This window comes from Corynebacterium sp. TAE3-ERU12, assembly GCF_019209905.1.
Lineage (GTDB): Bacteria > Actinomycetota > Actinomycetes > Mycobacteriales > Mycobacteriaceae > Corynebacterium.
Window position 1 is genome coordinate 892,358 of sequence record NZ_JAHUTM010000001.1, and the last position, 25,851, is coordinate 918,208.

General features: G+C 61.4%; 25 protein-coding genes. 23 read left to right on the forward strand and 2 right to left on the reverse strand.

Features of this window, described 5'->3' with window-relative positions:
• Position 1 precedes the first annotated feature (1 nt).
• From lysA to thrB, 3 genes are read left to right on the forward strand one after another with little or no spacing between them, the layout of a single operon-like run.
• Positions 2 to 1,408, forward strand: a complete 1,407-nt coding sequence (gene lysA / locus KRX51_RS04080; protein WP_218361661.1) for a diaminopimelate decarboxylase — start codon at positions 2 to 4, stop codon at positions 1,406 to 1,408.
• On the forward strand, positions 1,405 to 2,739 hold the full coding sequence (locus KRX51_RS04085; protein WP_218361662.1) for a homoserine dehydrogenase: 1,335 nt from the start codon (positions 1,405 to 1,407) through the stop codon (positions 2,737 to 2,739). Before lysA ends, KRX51_RS04085 begins: the two co-directional genes overlap by 4 nt.
• 2 nt (positions 2,740 to 2,741) lie before the next feature.
• On the forward strand, positions 2,742 to 3,668 hold the full coding sequence (thrB, locus tag KRX51_RS04090) for a homoserine kinase (RefSeq protein WP_218361663.1): 927 nt from the start codon (positions 2,742 to 2,744) through the stop codon (positions 3,666 to 3,668).
• A 72-nt stretch (positions 3,669 to 3,740) separates the two neighbouring features.
• Here thrB and KRX51_RS04095 read toward each other — a convergent pair whose 3' ends face one another.
• On the reverse strand, positions 3,741 to 5,522 hold the full coding sequence (locus KRX51_RS04095; protein WP_218361664.1) for a long-chain fatty-acid--CoA ligase: 1,782 nt from the start codon (positions 5,520 to 5,522) through the stop codon (positions 3,741 to 3,743).
• Positions 5,523 to 5,825: 303 nt separating this feature from the next.
• Here KRX51_RS04095 and rho point away from each other — a divergent pair, with 303 nt between their 5' ends.
• The 20 genes from rho to KRX51_RS04195 all read left to right on the forward strand — a co-directional run bounded on the left by rho (position 5,826) and on the right by KRX51_RS04195 (position 25,329).
• On the forward strand, positions 5,826 to 7,745 hold the full coding sequence (gene rho, locus KRX51_RS04100; RefSeq protein ID WP_218361665.1) for a transcription termination factor Rho: 1,920 nt from the start codon (positions 5,826 to 5,828) through the stop codon (positions 7,743 to 7,745).
• Positions 7,746 to 7,756: 11 nt separating this feature from the next.
• On the forward strand, positions 7,757 to 8,830 hold the full coding sequence (prfA, locus tag KRX51_RS04105) for a peptide chain release factor 1 (protein WP_218361666.1): 1,074 nt from the start codon (positions 7,757 to 7,759) through the stop codon (positions 8,828 to 8,830).
• Positions 8,831 to 9,679 (forward strand): peptide chain release factor N(5)-glutamine methyltransferase, encoded by an 849-nt coding sequence (gene prmC / locus KRX51_RS04110; RefSeq protein WP_218361667.1) that lies wholly within the window; start codon positions 8,831 to 8,833, stop codon positions 9,677 to 9,679.
• Between the two features lie 43 nt (positions 9,680 to 9,722).
• Positions 9,723 to 10,388, forward strand: a complete 666-nt coding sequence (locus tag KRX51_RS04115) for an L-threonylcarbamoyladenylate synthase (RefSeq protein WP_218361668.1) — start codon at positions 9,723 to 9,725, stop codon at positions 10,386 to 10,388.
• Between the two features lie 5 nt (positions 10,389 to 10,393).
• Positions 10,394 to 11,719, forward strand: coding sequence for an MraY family glycosyltransferase (locus tag KRX51_RS04120; protein ID WP_218361669.1), 1,326 nt, complete (start codon positions 10,394 to 10,396; stop codon positions 11,717 to 11,719).
• Positions 11,720 to 11,751: 32 nt separating this feature from the next.
• Positions 11,752 to 12,210: a hypothetical protein gene (locus KRX51_RS04125; RefSeq protein WP_218361670.1), complete on the forward strand. Its 459-nt coding sequence runs from the start codon at positions 11,752 to 11,754 to the stop codon at positions 12,208 to 12,210.
• A gap of 432 nt (positions 12,211 to 12,642) precedes the next feature.
• Positions 12,643 to 13,437: a F0F1 ATP synthase subunit A gene (gene atpB, locus KRX51_RS04130; protein ID WP_218361671.1), complete on the forward strand. Its 795-nt coding sequence runs from the start codon at positions 12,643 to 12,645 to the stop codon at positions 13,435 to 13,437.
• A gap of 128 nt (positions 13,438 to 13,565) precedes the next feature.
• The gene (locus tag KRX51_RS04135) at positions 13,566 to 13,811 is read left to right on the forward strand and encodes an ATP synthase F0 subunit C (RefSeq protein WP_218361672.1); all 246 of its coding nucleotides are present in this window, start codon (positions 13,566 to 13,568) and stop codon (positions 13,809 to 13,811) included.
• A 78-nt stretch (positions 13,812 to 13,889) separates the two neighbouring features.
• Positions 13,890 to 14,411, forward strand: a complete 522-nt coding sequence (locus tag KRX51_RS04140) for a F0F1 ATP synthase subunit B (RefSeq protein ID WP_370625049.1) — start codon at positions 13,890 to 13,892, stop codon at positions 14,409 to 14,411.
• A gap of 5 nt (positions 14,412 to 14,416) precedes the next feature.
• On the forward strand, positions 14,417 to 15,235 hold the full coding sequence (locus KRX51_RS04145; protein WP_218361675.1) for a F0F1 ATP synthase subunit delta: 819 nt from the start codon (positions 14,417 to 14,419) through the stop codon (positions 15,233 to 15,235).
• A gap of 54 nt (positions 15,236 to 15,289) precedes the next feature.
• The gene (atpA, locus tag KRX51_RS04150) at positions 15,290 to 16,930 is read left to right on the forward strand and encodes a F0F1 ATP synthase subunit alpha (RefSeq protein ID WP_218361677.1); all 1,641 of its coding nucleotides are present in this window, start codon (positions 15,290 to 15,292) and stop codon (positions 16,928 to 16,930) included.
• A 53-nt stretch (positions 16,931 to 16,983) separates the two neighbouring features.
• Positions 16,984 to 17,967, forward strand: a complete 984-nt coding sequence (locus KRX51_RS04155) for a F0F1 ATP synthase subunit gamma (RefSeq protein WP_218361678.1) — start codon at positions 16,984 to 16,986, stop codon at positions 17,965 to 17,967.
• Between the two features lie 2 nt (positions 17,968 to 17,969).
• Positions 17,970 to 19,421 (forward strand): F0F1 ATP synthase subunit beta, encoded by a 1,452-nt coding sequence (atpD, locus tag KRX51_RS04160; RefSeq protein WP_218361679.1) that lies wholly within the window; start codon positions 17,970 to 17,972, stop codon positions 19,419 to 19,421.
• An 11-nt stretch (positions 19,422 to 19,432) separates the two neighbouring features.
• Positions 19,433 to 19,810 (forward strand): F0F1 ATP synthase subunit epsilon, encoded by a 378-nt coding sequence (locus tag KRX51_RS04165; protein ID WP_218361680.1) that lies wholly within the window; start codon positions 19,433 to 19,435, stop codon positions 19,808 to 19,810.
• Positions 19,811 to 20,027: 217 nt separating this feature from the next.
• A complete protein-coding gene (locus KRX51_RS04170; RefSeq protein ID WP_370625014.1) occupies positions 20,028 to 20,525 on the forward strand; it encodes a DUF2550 domain-containing protein in 498 nt (165 codons plus the stop codon).
• A 20-nt stretch (positions 20,526 to 20,545) separates the two neighbouring features.
• Positions 20,546 to 21,238: an endonuclease NucS gene (gene nucS, locus KRX51_RS04175; protein WP_218361681.1), complete on the forward strand. Its 693-nt coding sequence runs from the start codon at positions 20,546 to 20,548 to the stop codon at positions 21,236 to 21,238.
• Positions 21,238 to 21,567: a hypothetical protein gene (locus KRX51_RS04180; protein WP_218361682.1), complete on the forward strand. Its 330-nt coding sequence runs from the start codon at positions 21,238 to 21,240 to the stop codon at positions 21,565 to 21,567. Before nucS ends, KRX51_RS04180 begins: the two co-directional genes overlap by 1 nt.
• 256 nt (positions 21,568 to 21,823) lie before the next feature.
• Positions 21,824 to 23,836, forward strand: coding sequence for a glucose PTS transporter subunit IIA (locus KRX51_RS04185; protein WP_255549470.1), 2,013 nt, complete (start codon positions 21,824 to 21,826; stop codon positions 23,834 to 23,836).
• A 123-nt stretch (positions 23,837 to 23,959) separates the two neighbouring features.
• Positions 23,960 to 24,301 carry a thiamine-binding protein gene (locus KRX51_RS04190; RefSeq protein WP_218361685.1) on the forward strand — a complete coding sequence of 114 codons (342 nt, stop codon included), beginning with the start codon at positions 23,960 to 23,962 and terminating at the stop codon, positions 24,299 to 24,301.
• Entirely contained in the window at positions 24,301 to 25,329 is a 1,029-nt protein-coding gene (locus KRX51_RS04195) for a tetratricopeptide repeat protein (RefSeq protein ID WP_218361686.1), read from the forward strand. Before KRX51_RS04190 ends, KRX51_RS04195 begins: the two co-directional genes overlap by 1 nt.
• Before the next feature lie 81 nt (positions 25,330 to 25,410).
• Here the strand turns inward: KRX51_RS04195 and KRX51_RS04200 are convergent, their stop codons facing one another.
• On the reverse strand, positions 25,411 to 25,848 hold the full coding sequence (locus KRX51_RS04200; protein ID WP_218361687.1) for a TIGR02611 family protein: 438 nt from the start codon (positions 25,846 to 25,848) through the stop codon (positions 25,411 to 25,413).
• Positions 25,849 to 25,851 lie beyond the last annotated feature (3 nt).

The following is a 25,851-nucleotide window of genomic DNA, read 5'->3' on the forward strand; positions in this document are numbered from 1 at the left end:
CATGACGATTTTGGGTAATGGTTTCGACAGCAGCGAACGCCCCAATGTCCCGGATAGCTCTGATTTCAATGAGTTGCCGCAGGCAGTGTGGCCTATAACCGCCAAGCGCGGTGCTGATGATGTTGTTGAGGTCGGCGGTGTCGCACTCACCGATATTGCCGAGGAGTTCGGCACCCCGGTGTTCGTCCTCGACGAAGAGGATTTCCGTACCCGCTGTCGGGCGATGGCGAAGGCTTTCCGGGGCGCCGATAATGTGCACTACGCCTCCAAGGCGTTCTTGTGCACCACGGTGGTGAAGTGGGCGCAGGAAGAAGGGCTGCATCTTGATGTGGCCTCCGGCGGTGAGATGGGTGTTGCACTCCACGCCGGTTTCCCGGCCTCGAGTATGACCTTCCACGGCAATAACAAGTCCGAGCAGGAAATCGCTGATGCCATCGCCGCTGGTGTGGGCCGGATTGTTGTGGACAGCTTCATTGAGCTCGAGCGCGTCAGTGCTGCCGCCGCGGCAGCTGGTGTGGTGCAGGATGTCTTCATCCGTGTCACCCCTGGTGTGGAGGCGCACACTCATGAGTTCATTGCTACTGCCCATGAGGATCAGAAGTTCGGTTTCTCGCTCGCTGCCGGTGATGCGTTAGAAGCCACCGACCGCGCCTACACGGACCCGCATCTGCGGCTGACTGGCCTGCACTGCCATATCGGTTCCCAGATTGTCGATGCGGATGGTTTCGTGCTTGCCGCGGAGCGCATTTTGAAGGCTGTGGCGAATCTTGTGGGGCGTCACGGTGACGCTGTCACGCAGGACTTGACCACACTCGACCTTGGTGGCGGTTTTGGTATCGCCTACTTGCCGGGGGAGTTCCCGCTGGAGATTCAGGGGCTTGCCGACGAGATCCTCGCCGCCGTGGAGGCCGAGGCCGAGCGCCTTGGCTTGCCGACGCCGACGATTGCTATCGAGCCGGGTCGTTCTCTTATCGGCCCGTCCATGGTGACTGTCTATACCGTGGGTACGACTAAGCAGGTCCAGGTCGATGAGCGTTTGTCTCGCCGGTACCTGTCGGTCGACGGTGGCATGAGCGACAATATTCGGCCCGCCTTGTACAGCGCCCCGTATGATGGCCGCATCGTTAATCGCCGTGTCTCCGGCGACCGGGTGCCGTCCCGTGTGGTGGGTAAGCATTGTGAGTCCGGCGATATTCTCGTCAACGATGCGTTGTACCCGAACGATATTGCCGAAGGCGACCTGCTCGCCATCGGCGCGACCGGTGCGTACTGCTATGCCATGTCGAGCCGCTACAACATGTTGCAGCGGCCTGCGGTGGTTGCCGTGCGTGATGGTCAGGCGCGACTTATTCTGCGCCGAGAGAGCTTGTCCGATCTACTGAGCCTGGAGTGTGAGAATCCCTCATGACCGCGAATACCTACAATCCCGGCAAAGGCGCCGGTCAGCCGGTAGGCGTGGCCATCCTCGGCCTCGGCACCGTCGGAGCTGAAGTTCTGCGTCTGCTTAATGAGCGCGCTGAAGATTTCGAGCGCCGCGTTGGCGGCCCCATTGAGATCCGTGGCGTGGCGGTGCGCGATAAGACCAAACCGCGCCCCGGAGTCGACCAGTCCTTGCTTACCGACGATGCGTTTTCCTTAGTAGAGCGCGAAGATATCGATATTGTCGTCGAGGTCATCGGTGGTATCGACTACCCCCGTAAGGTCGTTCTCGCTGCGCTGCACGCCGGCAAGTCCGTGGTCACCGCGAATAAGGCTCTTGTGGCCGCCTGTGGTGCTGAGCTTTCCGACGCTGCTGACTCCACTGGTGCGGACCTGTTCTTCGAGGCCGCAGTAGCCGCTGCTATTCCGGTTGTGGGCCCGCTGCGCCGCTCGCTGGCTGGTGACAAGGTCAATAAGGTCATCGGCATCGTCAACGGCACCACCAACTTCATCCTTGATGCGATGGACGCCACCGGCGCCGATTATCAGGAGATGCTCGCCGAGGCCACCCGACTGGGCTACGCCGAGGCCGACCCGACCGCCGATGTGGAGGGCCTGGACGCAGCCTCGAAGGCCGCTATTCTCGCCGGACTGGCTTTCCACACCCGGGTTACCTCTGATGATGTCTACTGCGAAGGTATCTCCAGCGTCACCGCCTCGGATATCGCTGCGGCAAAGGACGCTGACTGCACCATCAAACTGTTGGCCACCTGTGAGCGCGTTACCGACTCCGAGGGCAACGAAGGCATTTCCGCCCGCGTCTACCCGGCCCTAATTCCGCGTCGCCACCCGCTGGCTACCGTGCACGAGTCCTTCAATGCCGTTTTCGTCGAGGCTGACGCTGCTGGTCGACTCATGTTCTATGGCCGCGGTGCCGGCGGTAACCCGACTGCTTCTTCGGTGCTGGGTGACCTGGTTGCTGCTGGTCGCAATAAGGTTTTCGGCGGCCGCGCCCCGGGCGATTCGACCTACGCGGACCTTCCGATTCTTGACTTCGGTGAGGTCATCACCCGGTACCACATCGACCTGCATGTCGATGATCGCATCGGTGTGCTCGCCGATGTTGCCCGCACCTTCGCCGACCAGGGCATTTCGGTTCGTACCGTGCGTCAGGAAGGTAATAATTCTGGCGCCCGGTTGGTGGTCATCACGCACTCCGCCCGTGAGGCAGATTTGCACGCATGCGTGGAGTCCTTGAAGAGCCTCGACGCGGTGCTGTCGGTTAATTCCGTCATCCGCCTCGAAGGGATGGATATCTAGTCATGGTCCAAGAAGTTGTGCCTGGCCAGCGGGTACGGGTCACCGTGCCGGGTTCTTCGGCCAATCTGGGTCCCGGCTTCGATACCTTGGGCTTGGCCTTGAGCATCTACGATGTCGTCGAGGTCGAGGTCATCGAATCCGGCATTGAGGTCGAAATCGAGGGCGAAGGGGCCCACGAGCTGCCCCGCAACGAGTCGCACCTGGTAGTGCGTGCGATCCAGGCGGGCCTGCGTGCCAGCGGCGTCACCGCCCCCGGTATCCGGGTGAGCTGCCATAACACCATCCCGCAGTCTCGTGGGTTGGGTTCATCGGCTGCCGCCGCAGTCGCCGGTGTGGCCGCCGCCAATGGTTTGGCCGGTTTCGCGTTGACCGATGGCCAGGTCATCCAGACCGCCTCGGCTTTCGAGGGCCACCCCGATAATGCCGCGGCATCGGTGCTCGGTGGGGCAGTGGTGAGCTGGACGGATAAACCTGTCGATGGGCACACCTCCCCGCAGTACCGTGCTGTGGGTCTCGACGTGCACCCGGATATTAAAGCCACCGCATTGGTGCCGACCTTCCATGCCTCTACTAATGCGGTCCGCCAGGTGCTGCCTAGCGATGTCTCGCACGTCGACGCACGGTTCAACGTCTCCCGTACTGCCGTGATGGTCACCGCGCTGACCAAACACCCCGAGCTGCTGTGGGAGGGCACCCGGGACCGGTTGCACCAGACCTACCGCGCTGAGGTGCTGCCGGTCACCGCAGAGTGGGTCAACCGCCTGCGTAACCGCGGTTATGCCGCGTTCCTCTCCGGTGCCGGCCCGACCTGCCTGGTTGTTGGCACGGAATACGTGCCAGACGATGTCCTGGCTGAGGCGCGGGAGTCCGGTATCTCCATAAAGAACCTCGATGTCGCTGGCCCTGCCACAGTAGAGATTCTGGACTAACTGGCCCTTTTTGAGGCATAAAGCCCGGCTGCGCGTACCAGCGCAGCCGGGCTCTTGCTGTGGCCTGGGCGGTTAGTGTGGGGCCGGTCCTGCCGCAGCGCCGCCGCGGCCGACTTCACCAGCACCTGCTGCGGTGGGGTTAGAGCCCGGCCCCGGCAGGCACACGATGTCGAAATCGCCATCGGCTAGGTGCTTGCGTAGGTCCTTTTTGTCGAATTTTTGTACTGAGGTCTTATCGATACTGTCGACGAAGGCCCAGTACTCCGGCAGCATCCACTTCGGCAGCTTGGGGGCTAAGAAATCACGCAGTTTGGTGGCGGTTTCCGCATTGGGTTCGACACCGTCGATAAGCACAGTGACCGCCAGGGGACGCTCGCCCCACTTTTTATCCGGCATGCCGATCACAGCGCACTCGACGACCTTCTGGGAGGCCATCACAAGATTCTCCAGCTGGGCGGAGTAGATCCATTCGCCACCGGAGCGAATCACATCACGGGCCCGGTCCTGAACATTGAGGTAGCCGTCACGGGTAATGGAACCAACATCGCCGGTGCGCAACCACCCGTCGTCGGTGAACATATCTGCACCGTCTTCGACCTCATTGCCGCGGAAGATATGTGCGTCGCCGCCTTCGTCTTCCTCCTCGGAGTGGAAGTACCTGGCAGTCACAGTATTACCCCGGACCTGGAGTTCACCCTGGTTGCGGTCATGCAGGCCAAGCTGGCGGCCTTCTTCATCAACAATGCGGAATTCCAATAAATCGCCGAAACGTCCCTGGCTGAACCGGTAACTCTCACGGGCTTCGCCAGAGGCTCCGCGTGGCGGCCGGGCCACCGTGCCCAGCGGAGAGGTTTCTGTCATACCCCAGGCGTGGATGACGTCGATGCCGTAATGCTGCTCCCACAGGCGAATAAGTCGCGGCGGGGCGGGGGAGCCGCCAACAAATATTTCTTGCAGGCTCATCCGTTCCGGCGGGTTGTTCAAGTAGTGCACAATGAGCGAAATCCACACCGTCGGAACGCCAATAGCCGCCCGTGGCGACGAGGTGGCGATAATATCGGCGAGCCGCTGCGGCGACATATCAGCATCGGGGAACACGATCGGCGCCCCGCAGGCAAAGCACGCCAGCGGCACACCCCAGCACAGCACGTGATAGATCGGCACACACGCCAACCACGCTTCACCGTGGGTAATCGCCAGAGCATCCGGGGTGCGCAGGTTCAGTGTGTGCAAGTACATCGAACGATGTGAGTACGCCACACCTTTGGGGGCGCCGGTAGTACCAGTGGAGTAGCACAGGGCTGCCGCGTCGTTCTCGTCGACAACAGGCCAGTCGAATTTGGTGGGTTTGCCGTCGATAAGCCCCTCGTAGGAGTAACACTCGACGGAATCGGGGATGTGGCGCGTGGCGGCCTCAACCTCGGTGAGACCGATGAACACCACTGCGCGCACATGCGGGCAGTCCGGCAACATCTTCCCAAGCAGCTCGGCGAGGCGGGGGTCAGCGATGATGACCTCGTCGTGGGCGTGATTGATGATGTGCACAATCTGGTCCGGCATCAGCTGCCGGTTCAGTGGCTGGAAAACAGCCCCCATGCTGGCTACCGCAAAGAATGTTTCCAGGTGTTCGGCACAGTTATGCATCAGCGTGCCGACGCGCTGGTCACCGTCGATGCCCAGATCATCACGCAGGGCATGGGCTAAAGCTGCTGCACGCGCGCCGATCGTGTCGAAGGTCGTTTCTTCTGGGCCATCGTCAGTCCAGGTGGTTACCGGGGTGTTGGCGTGAATAGTGCGGCCGTACTCCACAATCCGGGCCACCGATAAAGGGACCTGCTGCATGGTGCTGTGCATGGCGTCCAGCCTATCTGGGATAGGGGGCCGACACGCTGGAATGGGGTTGTGGTTGCCCGGTGGGCCTTAGAATGACTACCCTGTAGTCCGATGGCCATCGCGGCCGACCCGCCACACTCGCTCTTACGAGTAACGGCGGAGAGTCACCTGGTTTTACCGCGAGCCACCCCACATCTTTTCCGCCAGATTTTGCGGTGCCCTTCTGACATGGCATCGCCAGGCGGGGCAGTACACCGCCCATTGGCGCTTGAGTTCATTTTTACCGAGCGGACAGCGGGTGGGGACCCACATTGAAAGGACACCGTGACCGATACGGACACCACCGCCCAGGCACAGCCAGAAAACCTTGCTGCGCTTCGTATGGCGGAATTGCGCGCCATTGCCGCCTCTAAAGGCATCAAGGGGATTTCCGGGATGCGCAAGAGCAACCTGATCGAAGCGATTCAGAATTCGACGGGTGGCAACGCTGCGGCTGCAACCCCCGTTGCGGACAAGCCCAAGAAGGCCAGCAAGCCGAAGAATGAGGGCAAGGCCAATAGCGACGATTCCTCTGATAAGCCGCAGCAGTCCTCGAATAAGCAGTCCGACGATAAGCAGTCCAAGGACAAGCAGGACGCGCCTGCCGAGGATTCCGGTAAGGATAAGTCCGACCGCGATCAGAACAACGGTGGCGGCAAGAATAACCGGGATAATCGCGACAACCGCGACAACCGCAACCGCCGTAACCGCGATAACAACGGTGGCGGCAATAACGACAACCGTGACAATAACGGCGGCGGCAATAACGATAACCGCGGCAATAACGACAACCGCGGTAACAACAACGACAACCGCGGCAACAACAACGACAACCGCGGTAATAACAACGGCGGCGGCAATAACGACAACAACAACGGCCCCCGCAATGACCGCAACGACCGCAATGACGGTCGCGGACGCAACCGCCGCAATCGCCGCAACCGCCGGGATCGTCGCAACCGCAACGACAACCCCGGCAATAACGGCGGCGGCGCCGATGAGGTGCGCGAGGGCGACGTTTTGCAAAAGGTCGCCGGCATCGTCGACGTGCTCGATAACGACTCCGGCTTCGTCCGCACCTCCGGCTACCTGCCGGGACACTCCGATGTCTACATCTCCCAGAACATGGTCCGTAAATTCGGTCTGCGTAAGGGCGATGCCATCGTCGGTGAAGCCCGCACCCCGCGTGATGGCGGCTCCTCCGGGCAGGTCACCCACGGCTCCGGCCGCAATAAGCGCAAGTACAACCCGCTGGTCAAGGTCGAGTCCATCAACGGCATGGACCCGGATAAGGCCAAGCAGCGCGCCACTTTCTCCAAACTCACCCCGCTGTACCCCAACCAGCGCCTGCGTTTGGAAACTGACCCGAAGATCCTCACCACTCGTGTGATCGACCTGATCATGCCGATTGGTAAGGGCCAGCGTGCGCTCATCGTGTCCCCGCCCAAGGCCGGTAAGACCACGATCATGCAGAACATCGCTAACGCCATCGCCACGAATAATCCTGAGTGCTACCTCATGGTCGTCCTGGTCGATGAGCGGCCTGAAGAGGTCACCGACATGAAGCGGTCGGTGCGTGGCGAAGTTATTGCCTCCACCTTCGACCGCCCGCCGTCGGACCACACCACCGTCGCCGAGCTCGCTATTGAGCGCGCCAAGCGCCTGGTCGAGGAGGGCAAGGACGTTGTTGTGCTGCTCGACTCGATCACCCGCCTTGGTCGTGCCTACAACAATTCCTCCCCGGCATCGGGCCGTATCCTTTCCGGCGGTGTGGATTCCTCCGCGCTGTACCCGCCGAAGCGGTTCCTCGGCGCTGCCCGCAATATCGAAGAGGGCGGCTCGCTGACCATCATCGCCACTGCGATGGTCGAGACCGGTTCTGCCGGCGACACCGTGATTTTCGAGGAGTTCAAGGGCACCGGCAATGCCGAGCTGAAGCTGGATCGCCGCATTTCGGAGCGCCGCGTATTCCCGGCTGTGGATGTATCCCCGTCGGGTACTCGTAAGGACGAGCTGCTGCTCAACCCCGAAGAGGCCCGCGTGATGCACAAGTTGCGTCGCATCCTGTCCGCCCTTGAACCGCAGGACGCCATTGACCTGCTGATTAAGCAACTGAAGAAGTCGGCCAATAACCGCGAATTCCTCACTCGCGTGGCAACCTCGGCGCCCATGGCTGCCGATGTTGACGTCGACGAGATGGTCTAGGAGTAATTCTTATGGCCGATAAGGTCACTGCAGTAGACGACATCCTCTCCGAATATCACGGTCTGGAAGCCCAGCTGTCCGACCCGGAGCTGCATAACGACGCCTCGGCAGCCCGCCGCGTCGGCAAGCGATTCTCGCAGCTGCAGCCGATCGTGCAGGCCCATAAGCGACTCACCCAGGTCGAAGAAGACCTGGAAGCCGCCCGGGAGATGGCGCGTGAGGACAGTGAATTCGCCGCTGAGGCCGAGACACTGGAGACCGAACGCATCGAGCTCGAAGAGCACCTGGCGGACCTGCTGGCCCCGCGTGACCCCCATGATGGTGATGACATCGTCATGGAGGTCAAGTCCGGTGCCGGCGGCGAGGAAGCTGCCCTATTCGCTGGTGAGCTGGCTCGTATGTACCAGCGCTACGCGGAGAAAAATGGTTTCGTCACCGAGGTGCTCGGTGTTTCCGAGTCCGATCTCGGGGGCGTGAAGGACCTCACCATGTCTATCCGGCAGAAGAACCCGTCGCCGGATGGGGCATGGAGCGTGTTCAAATTCGAGGGCGGCGTGCACCGAGTGCAGCGGGTACCGGTGACTGAGTCCCAGGGCCGGATTCAGACCTCCGCGGCAGCGGTGCTGGTCTACCCCGAACCGGATGAGGTCGAGGACGTCCAGATCGACGATAAGGATGTGCGCGTCGATGTCTACCGTTCCTCCGGTAAGGGCGGCCAGGGCGTGAACACCACTGACTCTGCTGTGCGCCTGACACACCTGCCCACTGGCCTGGTGGTGACCTGTCAGAAGGAACGCTCCCAGATTCAGAATAAGGCGCGCGCCATGCAGGTGCTGGCTGCCCGGCTGCAGCAGATGCAGGAGGAAGCAGCCGCGGCTGAGGCCTCTGATGCGCGGCGCTCGCAGGTGCGTACGGCCGACCGTTCGGAGCGTGTGCGTACCTATAACTTCCCCGAAAATCGCCTGTCTGACCACCGCATTGGCTATAAGGCGCACAATCTTGATGCGGTGTTGGGTGGCGATATGGGTGACCTGCTGACTGCCTTGCATGAGGCAGAGCGCCAGGAGCGCCTGGAGGCGGAATAGATGCGCACCGTCGCGGCGGTGCTCGCGCAGGCCGAAGCTGAGCTTGCCGACGCTGGGTGCGCCTCACCGCGTGCCGATACTGAGCTTTTAGCGATGCATGCCACCGGCTGGTCGCGTACCCAGCTGCTGTTTAGCCGGCGCGATGAAGTGGGCGTCGATAGTCCGCTGGCCGGTGTTTTTGTCGATTATGTGGCCCGGCGGGCGCGACGGGAACCGCTGCAGCACATCATCGGCAGCGCCCAGATCATCGGCACCGAACTCGCTGTTGGCCCGGGGGTGTTCATCCCGCGCCCGGAAACCGAGCTGCTTATTGAGTGGGCGGTGAACGAGCTGCGCGGCATTGCGCGCCCGATTGTGGTGGACCTATGTGCTGGTTCCGGCACGATCGCGCTGGCCGTCGCCGATCAGATCGATGCCGAGATTTATGCCGTCGAAATTGACCCGGTCGCGTTCGAGTGGCTAGCGCGCAATGCTCACGAGCGCGGCGACGTGCACCTGATCAAGGGGGATGCCACCGACCCGCAGCTGCTCAGCGGCCTATCTGGTCGGGTTGATGCGGTGTTGTCGAACCCGCCGTATGTGCCTGAGGCCACTGTGGTCGCACCCGAGGTGCGCGCCGACCCACACCATGCAGTTTTCGGTGGTGACGATGGTTTGGACGTTATTCGACCTATGATGGCCACAGTGCGCCGCCTGCTGCGTTCCGGTGGGGTGGCGGCAATTGAACATGATGATGACGCTGCCGCAGGCATCAGCGCTGTATTCGCCGATACCGGTGGTTTCAGTGCGGCGGCGGTGCACCAGGATCTTGCTGGACGCGACCGGTTCAGTACCGCTGTGCGACACTAGCGAGACCGACGATATCTGCGTAGAAAGGTTTGGCCGCACTCCCATGAGCCGGATTTTCGATTGCTCCACTGAGCAGGGCCGCGAGGCTGGTCTTACCGCTGCAACCGACGCCGTGCAGTCGGGGCGTCTGGTCGTGCTGCCGACCGATACTGTCTACGGCCTGGGCTGCGATGCGTTCAATAATGAAGCCGTCGCGGCGCTGCTGCGCGCAAAGCACCGTGGCCCGGATATGCCGGTGCCGGTGCTCATTGGTTCCTGGTCTACCGTCGATGGGCTGGTGCGGGAGCACACCGCTGCTGGCCGCACTCTGGTGGAGGCCTTCTGGCCCGGCGGGTTGTCGATTGTGGTTAACCAGGCCCCGAGCTTGCCGTGGAATCTGGGAGATACCCGCGGCACCGTGATGTTGCGGATGCCGCTGCACCCGGTGGCGATTGAGCTTTTGCGCCGCACCGGCCCGATGGCGGTGTCGTCGGCGAATATCTCCGGCCAGGAGCCGGCGGTAACTGCGGTGCGCGCTAAACAACAGCTCGGTGGGGAAGTAGCCATTTACCTCGACAGTGGCCAAGCCGATACGGGCACTGCCTCCTCCATCGTGGACCTATCCGGCAACCAGCCGCGACTTTTGCGGGAGGGCGCGATTTCTGCCGAGCGCATTGCTGAAGTATTGGGCATGTCTGCGGACCTGCTGCGCGGGCAGTCGAACGGTTAAGCCCTATGCAGTTGGCAGGGGCAGGCGAGACGGCCATATTGGCCGCCGCCGGAGGTGGCGCCGGTGTACCAATGCGTGAGTTGGCGCTCATCGCATTGGTTGCTGCGGCAGCTACGTTCTTACTCACCGGTGTGGTGCGCTATGCCGTGGTGGCATCGGGCTGGTTGGATGAGCCGCGCAGCCGCGACGTGCACGATATCCCCAAGCCCAGGCTGGGTGGGGTGGCGATGTACACCGGCGTCATTATTGCGGTGCTGTTGGCCAGTAACCTGCCGGCGCTGAACCGGGGGTTCCCGCCGGTCACCCCGGATATGGAAGCGGTGGTGTGGTCGGCGACAGTGCTGTTGTGCATTGGCGTTGCCGACGACCTTTTCGACCTGGACGCGCTGACGAAATTATTGGGACAGATTCTGGCTGCCTTGGTGCTTTCGCTCAAAGGCGTGAGTTGGTACCTGCTGTACGTACCTTTTGATGGTGGCTCGGTGCTGGTACTCGACCCCGTATTGGCGACGATATTGACCGTGCTGTTTACCGTGGCACTGATTAATGCCATCAATTTTGTCGACGGTATCGATGGCCTTGCTGCAGGGCTGGGCATGATTGCCGCCGGGGCCATCCTTGTCTATTCGATGGTGATGCTGCACGACCAGGGCGGTGCGGTCTCTGCGTACCCGCCGGCGATGATTTCTGCGGCTCTTTTAGGTGCTTGCCTGGGCTTTTTGCCGCATAATTTTGAGCCGGCCCGCATTTTTATGGGCGATTCTGGGGCCATGCTGATTGGCCTATTGCTGGCCGCGGCGTCGACATCAGCGTCGGGACGCATCTCTCCGACGATGTTTGGCACTGCCGACGCGGTCGCCTTGTGGTCGCCCATCATTGTGGTCGCAGCAGCATTATCCATCCCCATGCTGGACCTGGTTTTGGCGGTGCTGCGCCGCACCCGGGCCGGCAAGTCGCCGTTTGCCCCCGACAAAATGCATCTGCATCACCGATTATTGGACCTTGGCCATAGTCACCGTCGGGTGGTGTTGGTGCTCTACACCTGGGTGTCGGTCGTGGCCTATGCGGCGGTGGGCACCACAGTCTTCCCAGCTGGTTTTGTATTGCTTACATTTGGCGTATTGCTCATCGTCGCGGTGCTGGTGACCTTCGGCTGGCGCGGACAAATCGGCGAACCAAAGCACATTCGCGATGAAAGTACGGGGCACACCACCCCCGACGCGGACATGAGCGCCGCACCTGCCGGGCGGCATTCCCACAAGGCGCGCAATGGCCGGGCCAGTGCAGCACACCCACCCAGGGTGAAACGCAACAGCGCGCCACATAAATAGGACCTGGGATAGGCCCGGTATGATCCGGCAACGTGACTGAGCCCAATTCTTCCGCCACGCCCGAACCGGCCGAAACATTGTCCAAGTACGACAACTCACGCCGCCCGCTGCAGTCCGCTGCGAAATACGGTGCACTCGCCCTAGCAGGTGCGATGCTGTTGTCCCTGCTTGCTTGGGGCGGTAAAGAAGGCATGCCCGGAGTGTGGGGGGTAGTGCTTGGTACAGCCATCGGCGGTGGTTTTGTGCTGCTGACCGTGCTGTCGGTGTGGTTTACCGCAGGCACCACCCCCGTCGTTACCGGTGCAGTGGTGATGGGGTCCTGGCTGCTGAAAGTTGTGGCCCTCATCCTTGTGCTGGCGCTGATTAACGACATGACTTTCTACGACAAAAATGCGTTTTTCGTCACTGTCATCGTCGCGTTGATTGTCACCATCGGCGCTGAAGTGTGGGGTATGGCACAGGAAAATCTCACCTACGTGGGATCGAAATAACGCCTCAGTAGTCGCTGAGACAGACTCTGTGCAGCGCATAGCGTTTTCTAGGCCAAAGCTGTGGGGTAGGGGCTGACCCTTCCACCCGATCGGCGGTACCCCGATCCTTGGCCCCGTCCACAACGCACCCAAATAAATGCGCGTTGTGGGGGTATGGCGGGTGGGTGTAGCCGATTCGGAACTGTTATCCTAAGCAATGGGTAAGACAGCCGAGCCCGATCCAGCCCATACCAGCACCATTGGTGTGTGCATGACGTGTTCTCGGTGCTGCGCCGGGAGTCCGGAGGCAGTACAGGCTGGCTCCCCGTGAGTGCCGCCCCGATGTGCGAGGGAATCCGCGGCAACCCACGTTAAAGGACATCCCTCGCACCGCTTGACCTGGTTCTTGCGGCCCAAACACGGGAGAGAACGCTGAGCGTTGCAACACTTGCCATGAAGGGCGAATTCCATTCGCCCAGCTTGGAGGAGGAGTTTTTCCCGGGTGACTGGTTGGGCAAATGGCTCATCGGGGATGCCGGCGACTGGTTCGCCATGGATCGTCTGATGTTTGTCCGTTTGCTCATGGCCGTGATCGTCGGTGTGTTCTTCATCGTCGCTATGCGACGTCCGAAGCTCGTGCCGTCGGGACTGCAGAACGTTGCGGAGTTCTTCCTGGATTTCGTGCGTATTCACATCGCCGAAGACATCTTGGGCAAGAAGGAAGGCCGCCGGTTCCTGCCGGTGATTGCCACCATCTTCTTCCTTGTCTTCGCGACGAATTTCGCTGCCGTTATTCCTGGACTGAATATTTCGCCGAACGCGCGTATCGGCATGCCTTTGGTTCTCGCCCTCTTCGCCTACGTGGTCTTCATCTACGCAGGTGCTAAGAAGTACGGCTTCTTCTCTTTCGTGAAGTCGTCTGTGGTGATTCCGAATCTGCCGCCAGTGCTGCACCTCATCGTGGTGCCGATCGAAATTTTCTCCACCTTCGTCCTGCGACCGGCCACGCTGACCATCCGTTTGATGGCCAACATGCTGGCTGGCCACATGGTTCTCGTCTTGTTGTTCTCTGCCACGAACTTCTTCTTCTGGCAGTTGAACGGTTGGACGGCCCTGTCCGGACTGACTCTGGTCGCCTCTGTCTTGTTCACGCTGTTCGAGCTACTGGTAATTTTCCTGCAGGCATATATTTTCGCCCTGCTATGCGCCGTGTATATCGAACTGTCGCTGCACGCAGACGAGCACTAGAACCCCGGCCCCGGTGAGCGCACCGGGGACGATGACTCCAACTAAATAGCACGACCCCACTTGACCTCACGCCCGGGTTTCATACCTACAAACAACGCCCGGGTACTCCAGAAAGGGAACAGTTCATAATGAACGACGTCATCCTCACCGCCCAGGACGCTGTGGCCACCAGCGAAGGTGGTCTGAAGACCATCGGTTACGGTCTCTCTACCCTGGGCCCGGGCCTTGGTATCGGCATTGTTGCCGGCAAGACCGTCGAAGGCATGGCTCGCCAGCCCGAGATGGCCGGCCAGCTCCGTACCACCATGTTCCTGGGCATTGCCTTCACCGAGGCCCTCGCCCTCATCGGCCTGGTTGCTGGCTTCGTCTACTAATCCGGACCGACAAGCGGAAGATACTGAACCATGAACGATTTCTTTTTTAATGTGGCGGAGGGGGCGGGTGAGATCCCTATGGGGGATGCCATCAACCCGCTGGTCCCGAAGTCCTATGACATCGTCTGGTCCATCTTTGCCCTCGTAATCATTCTGGTTATCTTTTGGAAGTTTGTGCTTCCGAAGTTCCAGGAGGTCCTGACCGAGCGGGAGGACCGGATTGAGGGCGGCATTGAACGTGCCGAGGCCGCACAGGCCGAGGCCAAGGCTGCCCTTGAGAAGTACAACAGCCAGCTTGCTGAGGCCCGCACCGAAGCCGCGAAGATTCGCGATGAAGCCCGTGTCCAGGGCCAGAAGATCATTGACGACGCGACCGCTAAGGCTAATGCCGAAAGCGACCGCATCATCGAAAACGGTGAGCGTCAGCTTCTGGCGCAGCGCGAAAATGTTGTGACCGAGCTGCGCAAGGAGATGGGTCAGAACTCCATCAACCTTGCTGAGCGTCTGCTCGGAGAGCAGCTGTCCGACGATGTGAAGACCTCGGGCACCATCGATCGCTTCCTAGGCGACCTCGACACCGTGGCTCCGGCCGGAAAGTAGGCGACATGCACGCAGCTAGCCGCGAATCCTTGGAGACGCTCCAGACGGATCTGGACAGGCGCATTGAGCAGTCCGATAACTCCGTCGCAGCCGCCGCCACCGCCGGTGCAGAGATCTTCGACGTTGTCGAGGTTCTTGATGGCGACCGCGGCCTGCGTGGTGCCGTCGCCGACCAGTCGGCACCTGTCGAGCAGCGCTCCGGACTTGTCCGGGACGTGCTCAATGGCAAGGTGTCCGACTTGACCGTGGAGGTAGTCGCCACCGCAGCCGCGCAGTCGTGGTCTAAGCCGCGAGACCTGCCCCGTGCATTGGTGGAAGTTGGCCGTCGCGCCCTGTTGCGCTCTGCGCAGCAGCAGAATCAGCTCGAAACCGTTGAGGACGAGCTATTCCGCCTGGGCCATATTCTGGCTAACGAAACGCAGCTTGAACAGCTGCTCGCGACTAAAACCGCAACACCGGAGGCCCGGCGTGAACTGCTGGCCTCGGTGCTCTACGGCAAGGTCACTTCGGTGACCGAAGCTTTGGCAGCACAGGCCGTCGCACGCCCCCGGCAGCGACCTGCCGACGACATCACCGCAATCAGCAAGCAGGCAGCAAACCTGCGCGATTGCGAGGTCGCCCAGGTCACCAGCGCCACCAGTTTGAGCTCTGAGCAAGAGAACGCACTGGCGGAGAAGTTGGGCCGGATCTATGGCACGAATATTTCGGTGCACACCACGATCGATAATTCGATCCTGGGTGGCCTGGTTATTCGAGTTGGCGACGAGGTCATTGACGGCAGCGTTTCGAAGAAAATCGAAACCCTGCGGGTTGGCCTCAGCTGACGGATGGTTTCACACGTATTCACTGGAAGAGAATTAACCGAGAGCAGGAAGAACATGGCGGAGCTGACGATCTCCTCCGATGAGATCCGTAGCGCGATTGCGAACTACACTTCGAGCCACTCGCCGGAGACCTCCCGTGAGGAGGTCGGCACGGTCATTAGTGCTGCCGATGGTATTGCCCAGGTTTCTGGCATGCCGTCGGTGATGACTAACGAGCTGCTCGAGTTCCCGGGTGGCGTCATTGGCGTGGCCCAGAACCTAGACACTGACAAGATCGGCGTCGTTATCTTGGGCCAGTTTGAAACGCTGGCAGAGGGTGACGAGGTCAAGCGGACCGGAGAAGTCCTGTCCATCCCGGTCGGGGACGACTTCCTCGGCCGCGTTATCAACCCCCTTGGCGAGCCCATCGACGGTCTCGGCGACATCAAGGAAGAGGAGCAGCGCGTACTCGAGCTGCAGGCCCCTTCCGTGCTTGAGCGCCAGCCCGTCGAGGAGCCGATGCAGACCGGCATCAAAGCCATCGACGCAATGACCCCGATTGGTCGCGGTCAGCGTCAGCTGATCATTGGTGACCGTAAGACCGGTAAGACCGCGGTCTGCATCGACACCATCATCAACCAGAAGGCCAACTGGGAGTCTGGCGACCCCGAGAAGCAGGTCCGCTGCATCTACGTCGCCGTCGGCCAGAAGGGCTCGACCATCGCTGGTGTGCGCCAGACCCTCGCCGAGAACGGCGCCCTGGACTACACCACCATCGTTGCCGCCCCGGCATCCGATTCGGCTGGTTTCAAGTGGCTCGCACCGTTCGCCGGTGCCGCCCTGGGCCAGCACTGGATGTACAAGGGCAAGCACGTTCTGGTTATTTACGATGACCTGACCAAGCAGGCCGAGGCCTACCGTGCCATCTCCCTGCTGCTGCGTCGTCCCCCGGGACGTGAGGCATACCCCGGTGACGTCTTCTACCTGCACTCCCGTCTGCTGGAGCGCGCGGCGAAGCTGTCCGACGATATGGGCGCTGGCTCGCTGACGGCCCTGCCGATCATCGAAACCAAGGCCAATGACGTCTCGGCGTTCATTCCGACCAACGTCATTTCGATTACCGACGGCCAGGTCTTCCTTGAGTCCGACCTGTTCAACCAGGGTGTCCGCCCGGCTATTAACGTCGGTATTTCGGTCTCCCGTGTCGGTGGTGCCGCCCAGACCAAGGGCATGAAGAAGGTTTCCGGCAACCTGCGTCTGGACCTGGCTGCCTACCGTGACCTCGAGGCCTTCGCGATGTTCGCATCCGACCTCGATGACGCCTCCAAGTCTCAGCTTGAGCGCGGCCAGCGACTGGTCGAGCTGCTGAAGCAGAAGGAGAACCAGCCGCAGCCCGTCGAAGACCAGATGGTGTCCATCTGGCTTGCCGGCCAGGGCAAGTTCGACGATGTCCCGGTTGAGGATGTCCGTCGCTTCGAAAGCGAACTGCTGGAGTACCTGCACGCAGAGCATTCCGCGGTCTACGACCAGATTGAGGGCGGCAAGCCCTTCGCTGATGAGTCTCAGGAGACCCTGAAGCAGGCCGTGGATAAGTTCAAGCGCTCCTTCCAGACCTCTGAAGGTCACCCTGTCGCCCACGAAGCCCCGGCTGATGCGCTGGACGACAAGGACCTGAACAAGGAGCAGATCACGGTCTCTCGCAAGGCCCAGAAGTAGGCGGCCATGCGTGTACAGACCGTCATCGGAAATAAAGAAGGGAGGCGTTAGATATGGCGAATCTTCGTGAACTACGAGCCCGCATTAAGTCGGTGAACTCGACGAAGAAGATCACCAAGGCACAGGAGCTCATTGCGACCTCGCGCATCACCAAGGCGCAGCGTCGTGTTGCTGATTCCCAGCCCTACGCCGACGAGATCGAGCACGTCATCGGGCGGCTCGCCTCGGCTTCCTCGCTTGAACACCCGATGCTCCGGGAGCGTGAGGACGCTAAGCGTGCTGCGGTTCTGGTTGTCACCAGTGACCGCGGTATGTGTGGCGGCTACAACCACAACGTCATCAAGCGCGCCGCCGAGCTTCGTGCTCGGTTGGAGAAGGACGGCTTTGAGGTCGCCCTGTACGTCACCGGTAAGAAGGGAATCGATTACTACGATTTCCGCGAGGTCGGCCTCGCCGGTACCTGGGAGGGCTTCTCTCAGGACCCGGAGTACGCGGCCACCCACGATGTGCGCCGTCACTTGATTGATGGCTTCGTCGGTGGTTCCGAGGGCACCGCTAAGTGGCGTGAAGGTCTGCGCGGCGTTGCCGAGGGCGAAGAGGTTCAGGGCTTTGACCAGGTGCACATCGTGTACACCCAGTTCAAGTCGATGCTCTCGCAGGTTCCCTCGGCGCATAAATTGCTGCCCATCGAGCCTGTGTACGAGGACGAAGAACTGGATCTCGGCGAGGACATGTTGGCCGCGCCGGACCACGACGTCGTACCTGACTACGAGTTCGAGCCTGATGCCGACACCCTGTTGGCTGAACTGCTCCCGCAGTATGTGTCCAAAACCATTTTCGCCCTCATGCTGGAGGCTGCTGCCTCTGAGTCGGCTGCCCGCCGTACTGCCATGAAGTCGGCGACGGACAACGCCACGGAGCTGGTCAAGGACCTCTCCCGGGTGGCCAACCAGGCTCGCCAGGCGCAGATTACCCAGGAAATCACAGAAATCGTCGGTGGCGCCGGTGCGCTCGACGACAGCGGAGAAAGTGACTAGATATGAGCACAGCTCTTAAAGATTTTGAAGAGCAGGACACCGCGAAGGGCGGCGTCGGCCGCGTCGCGCGTGTTATCGGTGCCGTCGTCGACGTGGAGTTCCCGCGTAACGAGCTTCCGGCACTGTACAACGCCCTGACCGTCGAGGTTGAACTCGAAGCAGTGGCGAAGACCATCGTGTTGGAGACTGCCCAGCACCTCGGTGACAACATGGTGCGCGCTATCGCCATGGCCCCCACCGACGGCCTGGTTCGTGGCGTCGACGTGCACGACACCGGAAAGCCGATTTCGGTCCCGGTGGGCGACGTCGTCAAGGGCCACGTCTTCAACGCACTCGGTGACTGCCTCGACGAGCCGGGTCTCGGCCGCGATGGCGAGCAGTGGGGTATCCACCGCGAGCCGCCGGCCTTCGACCAGCTCGAAGGTAAGACCGAGATCCTCGAGACCGGCATTAAGGTCATTGACCTGCTGACCCCGTATGTGAAGGGCGGCAAGATTGGCCTGTTCGGTGGCGCTGGTGTGGGGAAGACGGTTCTCATCCAGGAGATGATTACCCGTATTGCTCGCGAGTTCTCCGGTACCTCCGTCTTCGCCGGTGTTGGTGAACGTACCCGTGAGGGCACCGACCTCTTCCTGGAAATGGAAGAGATGGGTGTGCTGCAGGACACCGCGCTTGTCTTCGGCCAGATGGATGAGCCGCCGGGAGTTCGTATGCGCGTCGCCCTGTCCGGCCTGACTATGGCCGAGTACTTCCGCGACGTGCAGCACCAGGACGTGCTGCTGTTCATCGACAACATCTTCCGTTTCACCCAGGCCGGCTCTGAGGTCTCGACCCTGCTGGGTCGTATGCCTTCTGCCGTGGGCTACCAGCCCACCCTGGCTGACGAGATGGGTGTGCTGCAGGAGCGAATCACCTCGACCAAGGGTCGTTCGATTACCTCCCTGCAGGCCGTCTACGTGCCCGCCGACGACTACACCGACCCGGCGCCGGCGACGACCTTCGCACACCTCGATGCAACCACCGAGCTGTCGCGTTCCATTGCTTCGAAGGGTATTTACCCTGCTGTGGACCCGCTGACCTCTACCTCTCGTATCCTCGAGCCGAGCATTGTCGGCGACGAGCACTACCGAGTTGCGCAGCAGGTCATCAACATCCTGCAGAAGAACAAGGAACTCCAGGACATCATCGCCATCCTCGGTATGGACGAACTGTCCGAAGAGGACAAGGTGACCGTCCAGCGCGCACGTCGTATCCAGCGCTTCCTGGGCCAGAACTTCTTCGTTGCGGAGAAGTTCACCGGCCTGAAGGGCTCCTACGTCCCGCTGACCGACACCGTGGAAGCCTTCGACCGCATCTGCAAGGGCGACTTCGACAACTACCCCGAAATGGCCTTCGATGGCCTCGGTGGTCTCGACGATGTCGAGAAGAAGTACGCCGAAATGCAGAAGAAGTAAGGGGAGTCCACATGGCTGAAATCACCGCTGAACTGGTCGCCGTTGACGGCAGGCTCTGGGCTGGCGACGCCACCCTGGTCTCTGCACAGACCACCGAGGGTGAGATCGGCGTCCTGCCCGGCCACCAGCCTTTCCTCGGCCAGCTGGTCGATAATGGCACGGTGACTATCAAGACCGTCGGTGGCGAGGTTCTCGTCGCGGCTGTCCAGGGTGGCTTCCTCTCTGTTTCCACCTCGAAGGTGACCATCTTGGCAGATTCGGCAGTGTGGGCCTCTGATGTCGACACTGCAGAAGCTGAAGCTGGTCTGACGTCCGACGACCCTGCTGTCGTCGCGCGCTCGGAGGGCGCCCTGCGTGCCCAGCGTCGCGCGAAGGCTGGCGTGTCCTAAGCGACCACTGCGTACCCAACAACCCCGCACTGCCCGGCTTGCCCGGGGGCGGGGTTGTTGTCATATCCGGGCAAGTTCGCTGCAACGAACTTTTTGGGTGTAATTAGCGCTATCGGTTTTTTACTGGGTGATTGCTGGACTAGAGTTATCAAAAATATCTACTCCGCCCTCCTCCCGTAGTCAGCCAGCCCGTTGGCTAGGGGACCGTCCGCAAGAGGTGACGTTGACTCTTCTCTTTCTCCTCACCCTCGCGCTCGGCATGGCCGTCGCCCTCGCCGGGTTACTCGCCCTGTGGCGCTTTTCGCACCTGCGTTCTTCCGGACTTCCCGTAGCCATCCGCCCGATGCCAACCAAGACTGACGGTAGTGGCTGGCGTCATGGTGTGGCCGTGTGTTCTGACTCTGTGGCCAAGATGTATAAACTCCGTTCGCTGCGCCCCGGTGCTGACATCACTATCGCCCGTCATGGCGTCGATCTTGTCTCCCGCCGCGACCCTTCTGAGGTCGAGGCGGGATTTTTTGATCAAGACACCCGGGTGTTGCACATCGTTGAAGACAACGGCCGCGAGTGGGAATTAGCCGTGGATATCTCTGGGGACACCGCATTAGTCTCCTGGATTGAATCCTCCCCATCGATGCGGCAAACCCGCAGGTTGCCGGTCAATATCGAACGTGGTTTCCGCGCCGCCCGCAAGCGCAATACGCGCAACCGCTAGCCGCCGGTTATGGTGGTCGAATGCGTCTTGTCATCGCCCGCTGCACTGTCGACTACGTCGGTAGGCTCACCGCCCACCTACCCGAAGCAACCCGTCTGGTACTGGTCAAAGCCGATGGGTCCGTGTCGGTGCATGCCGACGACCGCGCCTATAAACCGCTGAACTGGATGACCCCGCCGTGCACGCTGACCGAACGCGTCATCACTGACGAGTCCGGCGAAGACACCGGCGAACAGCTCTGGGTGGTGGAAAACAGCAAAGGCGAGCAACTGCGCATCACCGTTTCTGACATCGTGCTCGACCACACCGAAGAGCTAGGGGAGGACCCGGGGCTGACAAAAGACGGTGTGGAGGAACACCTGCAGAAGCTGCTTGCCGACAAATTCACCACCTTCGGCACTGGATGGACGCTGATCCGGCGCGAATTCCCCACCGCCATTGGCCCGGTGGACCTGCTGGGCCGCGATAGTGATGGAACCACCGTTGCCGTAGAGGTCAAGCGGCGCGGCAATATCGATGGTGTCGAACAGCTCACGCGTTATCTCGAGATGCTCAACCGTGATGAGATGCTCGCCCCGGTTAAAGGTGTTTTTGCCGCCCAGGAGATCAAGCCGCAGGCGCGAACGCTTGCCGAAGACCGCGGCATTCGGTGCGTGGTGGTCGACTACGACGAGCTGCGCGGCACGGACTCAAACGAGTTGCGCCTGTTCTAATGCCACGTCGTAATCGTCCTCGTCGTCGCTCAGGGGCGCGCTCGGCTAAGGCTCCGTCGCGCCCACTGCCGCAGTTCGGTTCTTCGTTATCAGGGACCTGGGTGGAAACCGGGCCGGGCCGGCTCGCCCAGGAGGACTTTCATGTCCGCGCTATTACCGCTGGTCAGGCGACGAAGTTTTATCGGTGCCCGGCCTGTGACCAAGAAATCCCACCGGGAGTAGCCCATATTGTGGCCTGGCCGGTCGATTATGGCGCCGGTGCAGATGACCGTCGGCACTGGCACCGAAATTGCTGGCAACGCAGGAACCGGATTGGGCCTGCGCGTTAGGCGGACAGCACCGGGTATGACTAATTCGTCCGTACCAATGCCGAATAGCTCCTTCCAACGGCCCCAGGGCACTTATATAATTCCCCGTTGATACCCCTTAACGAATCTGGGTGCTTCATACGCCCCAGAATGATCGATTCAGAGATAGCGATCAGCACCTAGCGGTAGGGAATCAGGATGACGCGCCGCCCGGCACGTCGGACAGCCCGCGCAGCTGGTGGCTTACCCCTTAGCTGCGCCGGAGAGAAAGGGGCCTCTGGTGGCCGACACCGCAAAAACATCGAGATTCATCCTGGAGCATCTTGGTGGCGCCGATAACATCGCCTCCATGACGCACTGTGCAACACGGTTGCGTTTCCAGCTCCATGATCAGTCCAAAGCCGACACCGACGCACTTGATAGCAACCCTGAGGTCATGGGTGTTGTCCCCCAGGGCAGCACTGGCCTCCAGGTCATCATGGGCGGCGGTGTCGCTGAGTATTACGGTGAACTCCGTAAGCAGCCCGGTATGGGCGACGATGACCGCAGGGCAGCCGGCAAGGAATACGGTGGCGTGCGCAGCAAGTACGGCTGGGTCGACTACAGCTTCGAGTTCCTCTCTGACACGTTCCGCCCCATCCTGTGGGCCCTGCTGGGCGCCTCGCTCATCATCACCCTCCTGGTGCTATGCGACACCTTCGGTATCCAGGACTTCCGCGCCGAAGATCAGCCGCCCACATTCGCGTTCATGCACGCAATGTGGCAGTCGGTGTTCTACTTCCTTCCGGTCATGGTCGGCGCCTGTGCGGCCCGTAAGCTCGGCGCCAATGAGTGGGTCGGCGCAGCTATTCCCTGTGCGCTGCTCACCCCGACCTTCATCGACATGGGCGAACCGGGCGATATCGTCCAGGTATTCGGCCTGCCGATGGTGCTCAATGGCTACTCCGGGCAGGTCTTCCCGCCGCTCATCGCGGCTATCGCCCTGTTCTGGGTAGAAAAGGGACTCAAGAAGATCATCCCCTCCGCGGTGCACATGGTCTTCGTGCCGTTCTTCTCCCTGCTGATCCTGATCCCGCTGACAGCTTTCGTCTTCGGCCCGTTCGGTATCGGTATCGGCAATGGCATCTCTACGCTGCTGCTCAATATCAATGAGTTCAGCCCGTTCATCCTGGCAATCATTGTTCCGCTGCTGTACCCGTTCCTGGTGCCGCTGGGTCTGCACTGGCCGCTTAACGCCATCATGATTCAAAACATCGCCACCCTGGGCTACGACATCATCCAGGGCCCCATGGGTGCATGGAACTTCGCCTGCTTCGGTGTGGTCACCGGTGCGTTCATCATCTCCCTGCGCGACCACGACAAGCAGATGCGCCAGGTCTCCTTCGGCGGCATGATGGCCGGCCTGCTTGGCGGTATTTCCGAACCGAGCCTCTACGGTGTGCTGCTGCGCTTCCGCAAGTCCTACTTGCGCCTGCTGCCCGGCTGTCTGGCCGGCGGCATTGTGATGGGCATCTTCAACGTCAAGGCCAATGCATTCGTGTTCACCTCGCTGCTGACCATCCCGCCCATGGACCCCATGGGCGGTTATGCCATCGGCCTGTCAGTCGCCTTCTTCACCTCGATGCTGCTGGTGGTCTTCTTCGACTACCGCACCGCCGATGAGCGCGCCGAGGTACTTGCCCGACTGGCCGCAGAAAAAGACGCCGAGACCACCAATACTGACACCGCCGCGGTTGCCGGTGCCGGTGCTGCCGCAGGCGCCGGTGCCGGTGCTGCGGCCACCAAGGCTGAGCCGGCGACCACGTCGGTAGCTGTGCTTGACGCCGTTGCCGTGGAGTCCCCGCTGCAGGGCCGCCTTATTGCCCTGTCTGAGGTCCCCGACCCGGCCTTCGCGGCCGGCAAGGTTGGTCGTGGCGCGGCTATCGACCCCACCGGGGACACTGTCGTTGCCCCGTGTGCCGCCAAGGTCATGGCTGCATTCCCGACCGGCCACGCTATTGGCCTGAAGCTGGAGGGCGGCGTTCAGCTGCTCATCCATATCGGTGTGGACACGGTCAATATGGACGGCGAAGGCTTCGAACTGCTCGTCGCCAAGGGCGATGAGGTCGAAGCCGGTACCCCGCTGGTGCGCTTTAACCGCGAGGCCATTGTGGCTGCTGGTTATTCGCCGATCACCCCGGTTCTGGTGACCAACTACCGCAAGTTCGGTGATATCAACGTCATCGCCGAGGGCGATAATATCGCCGCCGGTGACCGTCTCCTCGAGGTCAACGCCAAGCCGGAGTCTTAATCCCCGGCACTTAGAAAAGCCGCCCCTGGGTATGTGGCCCGGGGCGGCTTTTGTGCTGCCGTGGGAACCCCGCGTCGGCAGTGCCGGTTCAGCACCATTGGCCAACCGGCTACCCTTGGGCCCATGCTTATTGCCTTCTCCGTAGCTCCGGCAGCCGGCGACCCCAATGAGGGCATGTCCAAGGCTGTGGCCGAAGCTGTCCGGGTCGTGCGCGAATCCGGCCTGCCCAATGAGACAAATGCCATGTTCACCCTCATCGAGGGCGAATGGGATGAAGTCATGGACGTCGTCAAGCGCGCCACTGAGGCTGTCAGTGCGGTCAGCCCGCGTACCTCGCTGGTGCTCAAGGCCGATATCCGCCCGGGCCGCACAGGCCAGTTGCGGCATAAGGTTGAGCGAGTAGAACAGCGCCTCGCCGGTACTTTCCCGGCAATGGCCGATACGACCGATGCGGAAGGACAGTAATGACCCACAGTCACGGCCACAATCATGGTGCAGGTGCGCATCAGCATCGCGAGTGCTCCACCCCGCCGCCCCCGCCGGGCACTGTGGACCTAGAGCAGATGCGCCAGCGCGCCGAGGCGGAGGCCCGCCGCAAGGAGGAACTCGCCAAGGGCAACTCTGACCCAAATGGTGCCATTGACCCCGTCGTTGAGCTGGATCCGAATAATCTCGAACCGGCTGTTGTGCTGCGTTCTCAAGAGGTTCCCGTCGTTGTGCTTATTGGCGGCGGTGCGGCATCCGACTACACCCGGATGAAGACCGAACTGACTGAGATGGTGCGCCAGGCGAATCTGGAATGGGTACTGGGGCTTGTCGACGCTGACCGCGACCCGCAGCTTGCCCAGGCTTTCGGTGCGCAGCAGCTGCCGACGCTGGTGGCTGTGGCTGGCGGAAGCCCGATCGGGCAGGCGGCGGGGGAGAAGACCCGGGATTTCTTAGAGCAGTGGATTAATGCTGTCCTCGATGCGGTGCGTGGTCGCCTGCGTGGGCTGCCGGCTGGTTCCTATATGCGTGGTGCCGGGGAATCCGCTGATGGCGCCGCCGATGAGCAGGATGCGGTGCAGCCTCCGACGCAGGACCCGCGCCTGGATGAGGCCGAAGAGCTGCTCAACGACGGCGAGTTCGATAAGGCCCTTACCGTCTATGACGCCATCCTGGAATCCGAGCCTGCCAATACTGAACTCAAGGCCGCCCGCACCAATGTGGCCTTCCTGGCTCGTGTGACCCACTTAGACCGCACCGTCGACCACATCAAGCGTTCCGACGATAACCCTGGCGATGTGGACGCCGCGATGGCCGCCGCTGACCAGTACATGGCTATGGGCGATAGCACCAGTTGCCTTAACCGCCTGCTCGACACCATTACCGCCACCGCAGGAGAGGACCGAGCTAAGGCGCAAAAGCGCCTGCTGGAGTTTTTCCAGATGTTGGACCCGGCGGACCCGGATGTTCTCGACGCGCGCCGTCGCCTGGCTTCGGCATTATTCTAGGCGGGCACCGAAAAACCCCGGCGGTGGCGAGGAGTTGTCCTCACCACCGCCGGGGTGTGCTGCGTTAGCGGCAACCGTCGGTTAGTGCGCCGCCCTGGTCAGTGGCCAATCAGTGGGGGCGAGAAGATAGTAGGTGCCACCCAGGATGGCCAGCACCGACAGCGTGGTCAGCGCCACTAAGCTCAGCTGCACGGCGAGATTACGGCGCCGGTACCAGCGCTCACTTTTATCGAAACCGCGGGCCGCGGAGAGCACAGTGCCGCGCGCGAACCGCAGTTCCAGCGACAGCACGCCAAGGGCGGTGAAGATCAACAGCCAGCCTGGTCCTGGTGCCGGCAGGGCAATAACACCGACGATGAGCAGCAGCAGTCCGGCAATAATGGTCAGCGGGGCGACGATCAACCCAAAGCGGCGCGTTTTGAGCCGCTCATGGTGGGCGATCATGCGCTCTAAGATCGCGCCGACCCGGCGTTCCATCTCCACTGGGGGAGTGGAATCCAAACCACGTTTGCCAGACATGTG